The 15,386-nt window shown below is 44.6% G+C and carries 13 protein-coding genes; 8 read left to right on the top strand and 5 right to left on the bottom strand.

Going from position 1 to position 15,386, the window contains the following annotated elements:
• Positions 1 to 67 precede the first annotated feature (67 nt).
• Positions 68 to 1,252 (bottom strand): 1-acyl-sn-glycerol-3-phosphate acyltransferase, encoded by a 1,185-nt coding sequence (locus tag ACYQ28_RS04400; protein WP_460048293.1) that lies wholly within the window; start codon positions 1,250 to 1,252, stop codon positions 68 to 70.
• A 112-nt stretch (positions 1,253 to 1,364) separates the two neighbouring features.
• On the opposite strand from ACYQ28_RS04400, the gene ACYQ28_RS04395 reads away from it, so the two are divergent.
• Positions 1,365 to 1,871: a YchJ family protein gene (locus ACYQ28_RS04395; protein ID WP_460048295.1), complete on the top strand. Its 507-nt coding sequence runs from the start codon at positions 1,365 to 1,367 to the stop codon at positions 1,869 to 1,871.
• On the opposite strand, the gene ACYQ28_RS04390 is transcribed toward ACYQ28_RS04395, so the two are convergent.
• Positions 1,865 to 3,055, bottom strand: coding sequence for an aminotransferase class V-fold PLP-dependent enzyme (locus ACYQ28_RS04390; protein ID WP_460048297.1), 1,191 nt, complete (start codon positions 3,053 to 3,055; stop codon positions 1,865 to 1,867). The two genes, ACYQ28_RS04395 and ACYQ28_RS04390, sit on opposite strands and share 7 nt — an antisense overlap.
• A gap of 452 nt (positions 3,056 to 3,507) precedes the next feature.
• Here ACYQ28_RS04390 and ACYQ28_RS04385 point away from each other — a divergent pair, with 452 nt between their 5' ends.
• Positions 3,508 to 4,569, top strand: a complete 1,062-nt coding sequence (locus tag ACYQ28_RS04385) for a DUF3549 family protein (protein ID WP_460048298.1) — start codon at positions 3,508 to 3,510, stop codon at positions 4,567 to 4,569.
• A 79-nt stretch (positions 4,570 to 4,648) separates the two neighbouring features.
• On the opposite strand, the gene ACYQ28_RS04380 is transcribed toward ACYQ28_RS04385, so the two are convergent.
• Together ACYQ28_RS04380 and ACYQ28_RS04375 are read right to left on the bottom strand one after the other, a co-directional pair.
• Positions 4,649 to 5,143 carry an EF-hand domain-containing protein gene (locus tag ACYQ28_RS04380; RefSeq protein ID WP_460048299.1) on the bottom strand — a complete coding sequence of 165 codons (495 nt, stop codon included), beginning with the start codon at positions 5,141 to 5,143 and terminating at the stop codon, positions 4,649 to 4,651.
• A gap of 1,073 nt (positions 5,144 to 6,216) precedes the next feature.
• Entirely contained in the window at positions 6,217 to 7,227 is a 1,011-nt protein-coding gene (locus ACYQ28_RS04375; protein ID WP_460048301.1) for an aspartate carbamoyltransferase, read from the bottom strand.
• 302 nt (positions 7,228 to 7,529) lie between these two features.
• On the opposite strand from ACYQ28_RS04375, the gene ACYQ28_RS04370 reads away from it, so the two are divergent.
• On the top strand, positions 7,530 to 8,495 hold the full coding sequence (locus tag ACYQ28_RS04370) for a DUF2971 domain-containing protein (protein ID WP_460048303.1): 966 nt from the start codon (positions 7,530 to 7,532) through the stop codon (positions 8,493 to 8,495).
• A gap of 102 nt (positions 8,496 to 8,597) precedes the next feature.
• Here the strand turns inward: ACYQ28_RS04370 and ACYQ28_RS04365 are convergent, their stop codons facing one another.
• On the bottom strand, positions 8,598 to 10,661 hold the full coding sequence (locus ACYQ28_RS04365) for a sigma-54-dependent Fis family transcriptional regulator (protein ID WP_460048304.1): 2,064 nt from the start codon (positions 10,659 to 10,661) through the stop codon (positions 8,598 to 8,600).
• Between the two features lie 362 nt (positions 10,662 to 11,023).
• Here ACYQ28_RS04365 and ACYQ28_RS04360 point away from each other — a divergent pair, with 362 nt between their 5' ends.
• From ACYQ28_RS04360 to ACYQ28_RS04340, 5 genes are all read left to right on the top strand, one after another.
• Positions 11,024 to 12,010, top strand: coding sequence for a thiamine pyrophosphate-dependent dehydrogenase E1 component subunit alpha (locus ACYQ28_RS04360; protein ID WP_460048306.1), 987 nt, complete (start codon positions 11,024 to 11,026; stop codon positions 12,008 to 12,010).
• A gap of 45 nt (positions 12,011 to 12,055) precedes the next feature.
• Positions 12,056 to 13,135, top strand: coding sequence for a 2,3-butanediol dehydrogenase (locus ACYQ28_RS04355; protein WP_460048307.1), 1,080 nt, complete (start codon positions 12,056 to 12,058; stop codon positions 13,133 to 13,135).
• A 149-nt stretch (positions 13,136 to 13,284) separates the two neighbouring features.
• On the top strand, positions 13,285 to 14,304 hold the full coding sequence (locus ACYQ28_RS04350) for an alpha-ketoacid dehydrogenase subunit beta (RefSeq protein WP_460048309.1): 1,020 nt from the start codon (positions 13,285 to 13,287) through the stop codon (positions 14,302 to 14,304).
• Positions 14,305 to 14,306: 2 nt separating this feature from the next.
• Entirely contained in the window at positions 14,307 to 14,543 is a 237-nt protein-coding gene (locus ACYQ28_RS04345; RefSeq protein ID WP_460048310.1) for a biotin/lipoyl-containing protein, read from the top strand.
• A 152-nt stretch (positions 14,544 to 14,695) separates the two neighbouring features.
• Positions 14,696 to 15,382, top strand: a complete 687-nt coding sequence (locus tag ACYQ28_RS04340; RefSeq protein WP_460048312.1) for a 2-oxo acid dehydrogenase subunit E2 — start codon at positions 14,696 to 14,698, stop codon at positions 15,380 to 15,382.
• Positions 15,383 to 15,386 lie beyond the last annotated feature (4 nt).

The raw sequence follows: 15,386 nt of genomic DNA, 5'->3' as shown, positions 1-15,386 counted from the left end.
AGTACCTAGGGCATGCTTAATAAAATTCGCCCAAGGTACTCAAAGTTGGCAATGCTTGGCGTAAGAATCAGCCGTGCGACAGTGCAAGATTAGGGTCGCGAGCCTGTTCTTGTAAGGCAAACTTAGCCACTACCGGGTTTGCGTATCCGGCCAAGAAGATTTCGCGCTGCTCTTGGGGAAGCGCAGAAACACGCTTTAAAAGCTCTTCTTCATCGGCCTTGTACTGGGCCGGTTCGAAGCTTTCTTTGGCTAATAAAATATCTGGGCTTTCACCGTGCAAGCGAATATAGGCCGCAAGGTTACTCGGATGAATCTGATAATTACTTTGAATTTGGCGCTCAAGCTCAGCCGCAACGTCTTCGGCGGATTCAAAATTACTGCCTAAAACATCGCCAAAAGCCAAATGAATGCGACCTTTTTGCCCAGAAATACCAGCGGCAATACTGGCCACGTCTTCGTGCTCGGCTTTTACGTACTTGCCCAGCACTCGTGTGTGATACAGCTCGCGAGCCTTAGCGACGTCACAGGGGTCCCATTCGTAAGAAATTGCAATGGGCACAATCTTTAGCGTCTGCACATAATCACCAAACGCCTCGGTCTTGGGGCGATTGAGCGTCAGCATGTTAATGATTGCCGGATTGGTGATATCGCGGCCATCTTTAGCACGCCCTTCGCGCTGGGCAATCCAGATATTAGATTGATCAACGGTCAAAGAATGGAAAATATACGCCGAAAGATGCTTAGCGGCCTTGAGCTTTTCGCGCGGCGACTTTGCCGAGCGATTTACGATGAAGGTTTTGTTCAAACGCATTAAGTCTGAAACGTAAGGCTTCGACAGTAGGTTGTCGCCAATCGCAATACGTAATGTGGTGAAACCATGATGGAACAACACCCAATTTACACAGGCGGGGTCCATGGTGATGTCACGGTGATTACTGATAAATAAATAGTTTTGCTTAGGATCGAGCTTTTCAATGCCAGAAACCGTAAGACCACGAGAACTGGTATCAAGCATTCGCTTAACATAGCGCTCAATAGTGGTTTGAACTTCGAGCACAGTACTTACACCGCCAAATTGCTTACGCAAATACAGTTGCACGATAGGACGCATCAACCAAGGTGCTTTTTGACTTAAAACCGGAAAACGAAAACGAGCCACCGCTTGAAGCAGCTCCTTATCCCTCAACAGTCTTTTGATGGTTGGCCTAACTTCATGGTCCTCGTAAGGACGAATATCATCAAAATTTACCATGTAAAAGTTTGCTTTTGCCCGATTGAATGTGTCTGCACTTGAAACGACAATAGCGATGCCCTAAAAAGGCCCGACCACTGGCGAAAACGCGCAAACATACAGAAATTTCAAAATGATTACCACTCAAAATAATCAACAATTTACCGCACAAGATGCCTGCCCTTGCGAGAGTGGAAAACCGTTTAAGCAATGCTGCGAACCGCTCTTAGAAGGACGCAGTAACGCAGATACCGCCAGTGCGTTAATGCGCTCACGCTTTTGTGCATTTGTCTTTCAGCGATGGGATTATCTTTCTAGGACGGCTTTAAACAGCGACCCAAATGAAGAGATACAGCAATACAGCGCCGACAAAATTTGGTGCAGCTTGAAAATTCTTAAAACCAAAAAAGGTTCTGAAAAAGACACTTCAGGTGAAGTCGAGTTCGTTGCGTTTTACCAACGCCAGCAAGAGTCCGCACCAAAAACGCTACGCCAGCATCACGAACACTCGCACTTTCAAAAAATCGACGGCCTATGGTATTTCACCCAAGGTTTGGCCATGGATGATATTAAACCAGACCGAAACGGCAACTGCCCTTGTGGGAGCGGCAAAAAATACAAGAAATGCTGCGCTCAATAACCCAGTGATACCAAGGCTTCTTTCATAGCCGTAATCGAATCGCGCAATTGTTCATCACACAAGTAAGGTGCAGGCCCAAGGCGCAGAAAATCTTCGCGATAGTCACAAATAACACCAATATCTCGCATACGTTCATGCAGTGGTTGTGCGATACGGGTAGCGAAAGAGACAAAGCCACCCATGTACTCTACCGACGAGGTCATGCGAATCACCTTAGGGTCGAAATCCTGTCGCAGAAACTCGGTCACTAAATAGCCCAGCTGATGATGGTTAATTTCGTAAAGTAACTCTGGTGTTAAGCCTTCGCGCTTAAAGTGCTCAAAGACTTTTTCGGCGCGAAAATGCGGTAACGCATCGGTGGTGGAGCCATCAAACCGGCAGGCGCCATCGGCGTACACCAGAGGCTCTGCGGCTGGCGAATCCAACACGGGATCAAAAGAGCCAAACCAACCGGTAATCACCGGGCGAAAGTCCGAGCCTTCGGGTACGTGCATAAAGCACACGCCATCGCCCATCTGACAATACTTGCCACCACCGGCGGCAACAAACGCGGTTTCAAGGTTGTAATCGGCTATCGAGAATTCCAGTACATTCACACTTTGATAGGCATCGACAAACAGCTCGGTACCGTAGTTGGCACAAATAGGCGGTAGCGTGTCCAGCTCAAAGGTTTGATGACCAGTAACGTAGTTCACCGACGAAATACATACCGCCGCGGTTTTATCATCAATGGCTTGAGAGATTTTTTCCACCAAGGTGGCGTAATCACTGTCGATAAATACCAGCTCACAACCCTGCTCTTTCAAGCGAATGAGTTGCCGCAAAATAGACGGATGCTCGCGATGAGTAGTAAGAATTCGGGGACGCTTTTTTAAATCCAAACAAGACAGAAAACGCACAAACAGCTCGTGAACACTGCTGGCAAGAGCAATTCTCTCGGGTTCGGTGTCGATCAGTTCAGCAAATCCTTGCCGTACCAGCCAACTCTTATCAAACAACATATCAAACCGCTCAGAGCCATACTGACTCAAACATTGCCAATGTTCTTGGTAAGCTTTTTGGGCAACATCGGGAATTGCTTGATGAACGTGTCCGGTGAGCATCAATTTCAAATCGACCTGAGCATTTTGGTAGCAATGCGCAATCGCGTTGGGCGATTGTCGAAATGGCAGAATGTCGGTCATTTAAAACCCTAGCAATTTAGCGGATTAACAAGATATCAACTTAAGTATAGACAAACATCCGCACAGCAATTGTTTATTCTGCAAATTGAAAATTGTCTAGCGCTCTGTTTTTACTAACATTATTTCGACAACTGACAAGCCTTACCAAACAACTCGCCTACCACTTTACGCCTATAACTGTAATACTGCCCCTTTTGCAGCAATCTCGCTGATCTTTTGTAGGGACATCTGATTAACTCTTCCATGATTTAATCAGAGGACAGAAATTGACAATGCGATTTCCAATTTCTTCACAATTTCAAGTACTTACCGTTCTTGAAATTGGCGACACATCCATGTGTCGCAAGAAACTCTAGGTTGATCAGAGTTTCCTATATACATAAGCAATTAAGTACAACAACAGTTAAGTACAGTAGCGGCGATTGATCCAGAGTAGAGTTGAGAGGAGTTAGATGGTTACCAAGGTTGAAGGTATTTGTGGATTTTTCGAATACCTTGGTGCACAAGCACGTTTTTACGATTTGGGTAGAAGAATCCGCTCGCTGTCACGCAGTGAGTTCACCAGCGCAGATAAATTAGAAAAACCCTATCCTTTACCCTACCTAAAAAGCGCCTGGATCGGTGTGGTGTTCTGGGGAAAGACCAACGTAGACAGTCCCATGGTGTGGACACTTAAACTACCCTTGGATGAACAAGGTTATCTCATTCCCGCCGACCGCGACAAATTCCTGCAACAGCTGCTAATTTCTGTGGGCACCAACTGGCACGCAGCAAAAACCGGTAAGCAGTTGCACGCGGTGTTAGAGAACAATCCCTACGCGTTTGATCTACCCGAAGACCGCAAAGCCAGTTTTCACTCGAAAATTAGCGCGCAACTGAAAAGACCGCCAAGCCGTTTTTATGAAACCACACTCAAGTATCTACAGTCACCCTCCGATGAAGGCTGGCAACATCTTGGTATTCAGGGTCTGGCCGATGTGGCGGCGCGCTGGCAAGACAATCAAGAGTTGTTGCGCAATTCTTTAAAGTCGGTGCCAGCACCAGCCTTTGTTGGACTCGGGCAACTGCTTGAGCACGAGCAGATCGACGCTGCACTCACACAGGTTTTGATTAATCGCTTACACGAAGAGTTAAAACAACCCGAGCAGACAAAAGGCGTCATTGCCGCAGCCATTCGCGGTATATCCTTCAGTCAAGCCAAGGGATTGCGCCATCAAGCACTGACCAAATCCATGGCGGTGATGGAAACGGTTGATGTGGAAGTAGTTGCGGCGATCGCCTCGCGTTGCTGCGATGATTTGGCAGACGCTAGTTTAGGACTGGAGTTTTTGGAGTTGCTGGCAAAACTCGGTGATGAAACCTTTATTCGCGTGATTGCAGATCTGATGGCCTTGCCCGAGCTTCGCCCACATTTACTTCAAGCGATGCGCCAGCAAAACCGCTCGCAAAAATTGGTTGATTGTATTGGTGCGCTCTTTAGACGCATCGAAAACAGCGGCGCTCAAAACCAGTAATCACCGTTATAAAATCAGCAATCACCACAGTTTTTTATCCGATTACGTTTTTGATTAACAGCTTTGTTTAACTGCGAACTCAGTTACTTTGGGTTCGCAAACACAGCACCCAAACACAGCGGGTTTTATATTCAACTGTTTCGGCTTGTGACGCCATCACTTCTGATTTTGTTAAATTACCGTCACCGTCGCCATCAATACTGGCAAATAATCCCAAATACGAGGTGTACTCAGCGTCATCAATGGTGCCGTCGTGGTCTAAGTCTAATTTATCAAAGCGCGCTCTAAGCAATGCTTCGCGACGCATAGTGTCACTTAAAATGTATTCATCAATGCTAACGCTGCCGCTGTTATCGGCATCCATAAATTGAAACACTTTGTGCTTTTTAGACGTAATTTCTTCAGCGGTAATGGTGTCGTCACCGTTTAAATCGTATTTCGCTAAAATCCAGCGATGGTCTTGCTGAGTAAGCGAGTCTTCAGCGCTCACGTGAGAGGTTAAGGAAAACAGTCCAGCGATTGTCGCTAAGGACAAGGTGATTCTATAAACCCACTTATTGTTTTTTTGCGACATCTTTATCTACACCTATGTACTCGCCTGAGCATTGAATCTATGAGCAAAACCAACAGCGCGTTGAGTGACAAAAATTGAACAACTAGAATCAAAACGATGCTGGCATAGTTACCATCAGTGTTTAATTTAAATTTCCCCAATTTAATTACATATTGTTCGCGTCTACTTGCGAAAATTAAGAAAACTCAAAAAATATTGGAACAAACAAACCAATTTAATAATTGAATAACTGTTTTGGTTTAACACTTAAAAAGGAGTTTATCGATCTAATATTAAGTGAAACTTAACAGTAAATAATCTTTTAGAAAACCTGCTGAAGTACCTGTTTAAAATCATAGAAAAATCTAAACATTCAAAGCGTCTATTCGTTCACAAAAAATTTGTTTATGTAAGTTGCATTGGCAGCAAGAATCTCAAAAACATAACCAATTTACATAACCATCGTTTAACAGATGATTTTTCGATTTACTTATTTAAAATAATCAAAATTCAAAAATGATCGTCGATCAAATTGAATAAGACTTGATTAATCACTCAAAAATCATCTGCCTATTTTGATTTTTTTCAAAAAACTATAGGAAACTCTGATTAACCTAGAGTTTCTCGCGACACAAGGATGTGTCGCCAATTTCAAGAACGGTAAGTGATTGAAATTGTGAAGAAATTGGAAATCACATTTTCAATTTCTGTTCTCTGATTAAATCATGGATGAGTTAATCAGAGGTTCCTAAAGGAAACACTAGGTAATCTCCAGTTTACATCCTCTGCCCTAGGTTTAAATCACAGAAACGTTATTCAAGAATTTCTTAGGAATACCCTAAGATTTAACGGTATCACTGAGTTGTGTAAAACAAATGACGCATCAGTAATTAATATTAAAAATTCTGACGCCATTAATTACACCATTAATTTTTACTTACGTTTTCAGAGAGGGTAAAAAAATACTGCATGAGTGGAACAAACCACCGAACAATTCGGTGGCTCATAAATAAGGTGAATTAACGCGCGTTAATTATTGGGTAACGACTTTCGTCAATAAAAACACGAATAACCTTATGGTCAGCTAAAAAATATTAACGATTGCCGGTAAACCAACGTACATCGTGAGAGTATTGATCAACAAGATTGGCAACATCTAAAACCAAGACAAATAACGCCATTCTCACCAAAATACCGTTATCGGTTTGGCGGAAAATAGCAAGATTAGGATTTTGGTTAAGATCGTTATCGAGCTCGTTTGCCTCCATTCGAGAATCGCGTGGCAACGGATGCATAATGACGGTATTAGGCTCGCAAAATTGCGTGTAGATGGCCTGATTTAAACGAAAACGGCCTCGATAAAGATCGGCCTCATCTTTACTGGTAAAGCGCTCTTCTTGAATGCGTGTTGAATAGACGATATCAACACTCTTGATGCTTTCCGATAATTCTTCGGTGATGGTGACCTTGTGGCCGCACTCACGCAGCATCTCAACAATGGGCTCAGGCATGGCTAATTCCTTGGGTGCAACCAACACCAAGGTAACGTTCTTGTAGAGCGTTAATAATTTTGCCAAAGAGTGTACGGTTCTACCAAACTTCAAATCACCAATCATGGCAATGCGCAAACCGTCAATCTGCCGACCCTTGCCATCGAGTTCACGACGAATGGTGTACAAGTCTAAAAGCGCTTGGGTCGGATGCTCGTTGGGGCCATCACCGCCATTGATGACCGGAACCCGGCTGGCTTGGGCAAACTCTTCCACAGAGCCGGCTTGAGGATGGCGCATACAAATAACATCGCTGTAACCAGAAAGCACACGCGCGGTATCGTATAAAGACTCGCCCTTGGCGATAGCCGAAGTCTCAAAGCCGGTGGTTTCTCGTACACTGCCACCTAAAAGGTTAAACGCACAACCAAAGCTCACGCGCGTTCGCGTGCTTGGCTCGAAAAACATATTGCCCAAAATCGCGCCTTCTAGGACACGAGTAGCCTTTTTACGCGCCGCGTAAGGAGCCATGGTGTCGGCAACGTCAAAAATACGATCAATAGATTCACGATCAAACTGAGAAATAGAAAGAATATGGCTTCCCGTGAGATTCACAGCAACTCCTCAAAACTTTTAGAAATTTTACGCTAAGCTTTATTCGATAAAGGAACAAGCCGCAGCGCGAATTTTAACGCGGATTAGGATTGGATTGCTCAACTTCTCGTAATGAAAACGATCTTTTCTAGCGATTGCGATCAAGATTGAGATAAACAACCCATCCAATATCAACAAAAATATCAACTTAGCCAACTTGGCAGTAAACAAATTCACGGCAATGCCGATACAAGAACTGTTGCCCAGTGCACAGTCAATTCGTGGGGCACCAGTGATTGTTAACGTGTAAAGAAGGATAGTTCGTGGCCATCCAAACGCCTAACTCTTTAATTAAGTTTTGCAGTGCCGAGACAGCGGATAAAATCCTCGCCACGCACTCGCTTCGCTGGAATGCCCCACATTTATTCAACGATACGTGCGAGCTTGATTACCATAGCCAATTGCGTTTCAGCCATAGCGAGCTGTTGGATGCATTGACCAAAAAAGCGTTGCGGCTGATCTTCCAATCCGATACTCCAGTCGGCGAAGGTCAAGTCTTACAAGCCATTCGACGCTGGCGGGCTGAGCAGAGATTCAGTGACGAGGAAGAAGCCGCTGGTGTGATTAAAGGGCTGCTCGCGCAAGTGGTTGAAGCCAGACGGGAATCACTAGCAAAGCAGGTAAAACAATGGCGCAACTACGCCTTACGTGTTCGCATCTGCTCACTTCATGCTCGTATCGATAGCCTAAATTGCTGGCGCTACTACGCCGATAATCATCAAGGTGTTGCCCTGCGATTTTCCTGCGCCGAAAACAGCTCCCTAAGCGACGCCACCAGAGTCAATTACACTGATGTTCGACCGGAAATCAGCACATTAGAAGAGCAAATGCTCGATATTATCGGCTCGAAAAAACGTGTCGAGTTGTCTACGGATTCCTTTCGAGCCAAATTACTGATGAAACCCAAACAATTTGCCGCGGAACAAGAATGGCGATGTTTTCGATTGATGCCCAATACGACTGAGAACCTTGAAAAAGCTAAAGATGAAGGTTGGAGTTCTGTTAAATTTATACCCAGCGAACTTACCGAGATTTATTTCGGCGCGCAAACCAACGAAGCTTTTAAACAGAAACTGATACAAAATGCGATAAAATTAAATCGCAAAATTCGTATTTTCGAATCGAATTTGCACAGAAGCAAATTTCAACTGCAATTTACTCGACTAGAACAGCACAGTGGTGCTGTGGGATTTGATCAAAAAAAGTTGGAACGGGCCATCGCGATCTAGAGCAAATTAAGCCAACAAACCATTAAATACGCTTAATATTTTGCGGCTGGTCATAAATTTAACAAGATGCTCTCACTTTCCGTGTAAAAGCCAGAGCGCTATTTAATGTGACTTATTATAAATCTGATACTTGTTAATTTTTCTGTGTAAGGTTGAACGGCTCATAGACAAAGCCTTTGCTGCCTTACTAACCACCCAGCGATGACTCTCTAACGCATTGATGATGCGAATTTCTTCTTCGGTTTTGCTCGCTTCGGTTGGAGTTTGGGAACTGACGTCAGTAAAAACAGAATGCCGTTGGGGAATTTTTGATGCACAAGAGGCTTGAGGCAAAGGCGACATAATTGCCGGATTGGAGTGCGAATTAAAAACACTCGATTCGTTGGAAAAATCCGTACTAAAACTGCCTTCAAATACGTCGCCACCGTAACTATCAACGCCGTAATTGGCAAAAGTCGCACCGTGGTTAAGTATCTCGGCGGGTAAGCAGTTTTCGTCGATAACTGCGTTTTCACACATACATAAGGCATAATGAAGCGTATTTTTTAATTGGCGAATATTACCCGGCCATTGATAGTGAATTAACGCGTATTCGGCAGATTCAGTTAGTTGAGCACCTTGGCCGTGAGTTAATTCCAACAATAATTTATCAATTAATTCCATTTTATCGCTGCGTTCTCTTAACGACGGCAATAAAACTTTAACACCACTGATACGATAATAGAGGTCTTGGCGAAATTGTCCTTGAGCAACTTTTTCGTGTAAATCTCTGTGCGTAGCACAAATCACATTAAGTGAAACCTTTTTAGCTTGTATTTGCCCGAGCGGCGTAATTTCTTGTTCAGCTAGAACTCGTAATAAACGAGCCTGCAACGCCAACGGCATATCGCCAATTTCATCCAAAAATAAGGTACCACCATTACTGGCTTCTATTTTGCCAACTTTTCCGCCTTTTAAACCACCGGTAAAAGTACCGGCGCTATAACCGAACAATTCGCTTTCAATTAAAGACTCGGGAATGGCCGCGCAATTTAAAGTTACAAACGGCTTATCTTTACGCTCACTACTATTGTGAATAGCTTGAGCCCAAACTTCTTTTCCGGTTCCAGTTTCGCCTTGCAGAAGCACATTAATATTGCGATTAATAATTCGATGGCAAATATCGGCATTTTTTAATAATAGCGGATCACTACCAGCGGCATCGTACAGTGGCGAATCTTTTTTGTTGGTTATTAATTTTGAAGACCGATAATGACCAGCGTCGATGGATTTCGGTTTGGGGGCGCGTTGGTACATCAACCAAGCGTAATGATTCGAAAGTAACGGCTGCGGTGCTTGCACAACGTCTTCAAGCGAGCCATTAATGATATTTTTAATACCATGACCCACCAAAGAATCGCGTCGGACAAATCCCATTTGCAGTAATGCTTGCGTTGTCGCACCCAAAATCATGCCCGAGTCGCACACCGCCAATATTGCGTTCGATTGCACCGGATCAACTAAGGGTGATGAGACTAACGAAATTAAATGGTAATTCGCGTAGGCCGATTTAAACATAGCCGCTTCAATTTGATCGGCGGTTTCGCAGACAATATTGAGAGCTAGACCCTGACCTAATTTATCGCCGCGAGCGTAGGTGGAGATATCTAAAGCGCCAATAATATCGCCTTTGGGTGAAATTAACGGTGCTGTAGAGCAGCTATAGCGACGAAATTTACGATCAAAATGTTCATCGGCATAAACCGTTAACGAATCGCCCGTGGCTAAGCAGGTGCCAAGACCGTTGGTACCCACCAAATTTTCAGACCATACCGTTCCAACCGTTAAACCGCTGTCGGCTAACTCCCGCCCACGTTGAGTATCGATAAATTGGCGCAAAGCCACACCATTGGCATCGGAGATCAGCACACAATAGCCGGAATTTTCCCCTAACTGCCGCAAGCGATTTAACACCGGATTCGCCACGTGCAGTAATTCATCCAATGCTTCACGGGCATTGGTGATTTCATGTTGGCTGAGCTTGGGAATGCCAATATTGGCACCGGGTTCTAAATGATATTGTTCGGTGCAACGCTGCCAGGATCGCTTTATTTCACTGAAAGTGGATTTACGAGGCAATTGACCTGCGCGCGAATTTTGAGATGGAAAAGATTCTTGTACAGTCATGGTAGCGGCTTTTTATTCATGTAATTTTTATTATTTGTCTCATTCTATGATCGGGAAATCACCCTTGTCTACCGTTATCACCCAAGAACCAATCTGTTTTATCGATATAAAAAGACTCTGTTAATTGATTCTAACTGATACTGTTCAATTAATTATCAAAGTGTCGCAGTGTTTCAAAAAAGTGTCGCATCGGCTGATACACACTGTTTTCAAGTTCATCGACTCGCGTCTGCAAGTTGAAATTAATCCTTATAAATCAATGAATTAATCATTTGGTACGTCGGTTGCTCTGCTCCAGCTATTCCACTGGAATTCTGTTGCAGTGGTCTCCACACATCGACAATAACAAAGGAGTGATTTCCATGAAGCCCAATCGGGAACAACAGCTGTGGATGTATGAGCACATGCTCATTAGCCGCTACTTCGAGGAAACCATCGAAAAAATATATATGGAAGGCAAATCGCCAGCGTTCAATATGGCCAATGGCCCTATTCCCGGCGAGATGCATCTATCCAATGGTCAAGAGCCCTGCGCTGTAGGAGTGTGCGCGCACTTAACAGCAACCGATATTGTGACTTCAACCCACCGTCCACACCACGTTGCCATTGCCAAAGGTGTAGACCTCAACAAAATGACGGCGGAAATTTTCGGCAAGGCCACAGGATTATCCGGCGGTCGCGGCGGCCACATGCATATCTTTGATGCCAAGGTAAATTTTTCGTGTTCAGGCATTATCGCTCAAGGCATGGGCCCGGCCGTAGGCGCTGCGCTATCGCGTAAATTGCAAAATAAAGAAGGTGTGGCGATTGCCTATATTGGTGAAGGCGCGGCAAACCAAGGCGCATTCCACGAATCGTTGAATTTGGCGTCGGTTTGGAAATTACCGGTCGTATTTATTATTGAAGACAATGCTTGGGGAATTTCCGTTGCCAAAACGGCCTCCACCGCCATTGAGCGGAACGACCAGCGCGCTGCCGCGTATGGAATGCCGGGTTATGCCGTAGAAAATAACGATCCCATTGCTATTTTCGAAGCAGCCGGTGAAGCCATAGAACGAGCACGTTCGGGTGGCGGCCCAAGTTTGATCGAAATCGAAACCTATCGATTGGCAGGTCACTTTATGGGAGATGCCGAAGGCTATCGCCCGAAAGGTGAAAAAGATGCGTTATTTGCAAAAGATCCCATTCCAAAATTCCGTGAGCATCTAGCGGCCAATTTTGATTGGAGCAATAGCGACGATGAAGCCATGGTGAAAAAAGCCCATGAAAGAGTCGATGCTGCTATTGAATTCGCCAGAAACAGCGAGTACGCACCAGTAGAAGAAGCGTTAGAGAAAGTGTTTGTTTAATAACAATAATTCGAAATTAATTCTTTCCTCTCGGAGATAACCATTATGAATCAAGCGTTAACCATGAAAGCCGCCGTATGGCATGGCCGCAAAGACATTCGCTTAGAAGAAGTTTCTGTTCCAGGTAGCCCAGAAGCTGGCTGGGTACAAATTAAAGTTCACTGGTGCGGAATTTGTGGCTCAGATTTACACGAATACGTGGCAGGCCCCGTATTTATTCCCATGAACGAACCTCATCCTCTGACCGGCATTAAAGACCAATGCATTTTAGGTCACGAATTTAGCGGAGAAATCGTAGCCGTTGGTGAAGGCGTTAAAGGTTACGAAGTTGGCGAACGTGTTGCCGCCGATGCCTGCCAACACTGCGGTGAATGTCGCTACTGCAAAGACGGTATGTACAACATCTGTGAAAGTCTTGCCTTTACCGGATTAATGAACAACGGCGCCTTCGCCGAATACGTCAATGTTCCGGCCAATCTTTTGTATAAATTACCCGAAGGTTTTCCAACTGAAGCCGGTGCCTTAATTGAACCCTTAGCGGTCGGTATGCACGCGGTTAAAAAAGCCGGTAATTTATTGGGTGAAACCGTCGTCGTTGTTGGTGCAGGAACCATTGGCTTATGTACGATTATGTGTGCCAAAGCCGCTGGCGCTGCTCGCGTCATTGCGCTTGAAATGTCCTCAGCCCGCAAAGCGAAAGCCCTAGAAGTTGGCGCAACAGTAGTTATCGATCCAAGCCAAGTTGATGCCATTGCCGAAATTAAAAAGCTCACCGGTGGCTATGGCGCAGACGTTTCTTTTGAATGTATTGGTCTTACTAAAACCGCACAAGTGGCAATAGATTCGATTCGCAAAGCGGGTCGTTGCGTTATGGTCGGTATTTTTGAAGAACCGACACAATTTAATTTCTTCGATATTGTTTCTACCGAAAAACAAGTCATTGGATCTTTAGCCTACAACGGTGAATTTGCCGATGTCATTGCGTTTATTGCCGACGGCCGTTTAGATGTAGAACCGTTAATTACCGGAAAAATTCAACTCGCCAACATTCTTGAAAATGGCTTTGAAGAGCTGGTAAACAACAAAGAAGAAAACGTAAAAATCATTGTTACGCCCGGCATTTAATTCGCAACAAGATCTACAACAGAATCAACACAATAAACTCTGGTGAATTTATTGAGACACACAAATTCAACTGCCTCTAAAAAGTAGCCAGAGTTTCACGTAATTCTATTCATCATTTTTATGATAATAACAAGAAAAGGAGCCACTCGATGAGCGTTGCAACCAAAGAACGTAAATTGACAATTGCGCGCGCTATGGCCGAGGCAATTGCTCAAGAAATGCGTATCGATGAACGCGTATTTGTCATGGGTGAAGATATCGGACCATTGGGCGGTGTTTTTGGCAACACCCGTGGATTATTCCATGAATTTGGCGCTGAGCGCGTTCGCGACACACCAATTTCTGAAACCGCTTTTATGGGTGCCGCCGTGGGCGCGGCATCTGACGGCATGCGCCCAATTGTAGAATTAATGTTCGTCGATTTCTTCGGTGTTTGCTTTGATGCCATCTATAACTCTATGGCAAAAAATACCTATTTTTCCGGCGGCGAAGTAAAGGTTCCGGTAGTACTTATGACCTCAACCGGTGGCGGCTATTCCGATGCCGGTCAACACTCGCAATGCTTGCACGCAACCTTTGCGCACTTACCAGGTATGAAAGTCGTCGCACCATCGAACGCCTACGACGCAAAAGGTTTAATGACCGCAGCCATTCGCGACGATAACCCAGTTATTTTTATGTTCCATAAAGCCTTGCAAGGCATGGGTTGGTTGGGTACAGAACGCGACGCGATTGTACATGTGCCTGAAGAAAGCTACGAAATACCCATTGGTAAAGCTGCCGTCGTCAAAGAAGGCACAGACGTAACCATTGTGGGTTTAACCTCTGGTGTGCACCACGGATTAAAAGCCGCCCGCACGTTAGCGGAACGTGGTGTGAGCGCAGAAGTTATTGATATTCGATCATTGGTACCTTTGGATCGCGAAACCATTATTAATTCCGTGAAAAAAACCGGACGTTTAATTGTGGTTGATGAAGACTATCACAGCTACGGTGTTACCGGCGAAATCATCACCTCAGTTGTTGAACAAGGCGTTGCTCTTAAAGCAGCACCTAAACGGGTTGCTTATCCGGATATTCCCATCCCGTTTGCAAGACCCATGGAGCAATGGGCCTTACCAAACGCAGAAAAAATTATCACCGCCTTTGAATTAATGGAGAAAAACTAGATATGTCTATTGAAGTACGTATTCCTGAAGATATGTGGGAAGAAGACAGCGAAGCCGTCATTACCAGTTGGTTTGTAAGTAACGGCGGCTCGGTAAATGAAGGAGACGTTATTGCGGAATTAATGGTAGAAAAAATTCAGCACGAACTCTCTGCTCCTGCAAGCGGCACTTTATCCATCGGCAAAGACATTGACGAAGTTGTCGCAAAGGGTGACGTGGTTGCCACTATTACTGCGTAAACGTTAAAAACGCATAAATTTTGAAACGCTCTCACTAAACCAGAGTTTTCGGCGACACAAGGACGTATCGCTAATTCCTTAATTCAAGAGTATTTCTGGAAGTCTTCATAAAGAATTTCCAATTGATTATCGAGCAATATAGAGAAACAACTATGACGGCATCTGTAAATATCGAACCCGAAATAATTCCACTACGCGGCGTGCGCGCGATGATTGCCAACAACATGCGCAAGAGTTTGGATGAAGCCGCGCAACTAACTCATCACGCCGAATGTGATGCAACGGCCTTGTTCGATAAAAAAGCCAAACTCGCAGAATCGGGTATTAAAATATCGGTTGAAGATTTAATTGCCGATGTTGTTATCAATACATTAAAACAACATCCCGATTTAAATGGCCGAGTTGAACCGAAAGAAATTCATTTGTATTCAAACATTCACTTAAGTATGGCGATGGCCTTGCCAGGCAATCTACTGGTGGCACCGACCATTTTTAACGCCGATAAAATGGATATAGAAACCCGCGCCAACGCGAGAAAAGATTTAGCTCAGCGAGCGAAAATAAACAAACTTACCGTTCCAGAAATGACGGGAGGAACCTTTACCATCAGTAATTTAGGCTTGTCGCGTGTTAGTCATTTCACACCCATTATCAATATTCCGCAAATCGCTATTTTGGGCGTGGGCCAAACCAAAGACAAACCCTGGGTGATGGCAGACAAGAGTATTGCTATTCGCAAGATCATGGGATTATCGCTTACTTTTGATCATAGAGCTGTTGATGGTGCTCCGGCAGGTGCTTTTTTAACAGACCTATGTAATGCGATTGAACAGAGTTAACGCC

The organism is Sessilibacter sp. MAH1 (assembly GCF_054658315.1).
The sequence above is the reverse complement of the archived record's forward strand: the minus strand, read 5'-3'. Positions and strand labels throughout refer to the sequence as shown.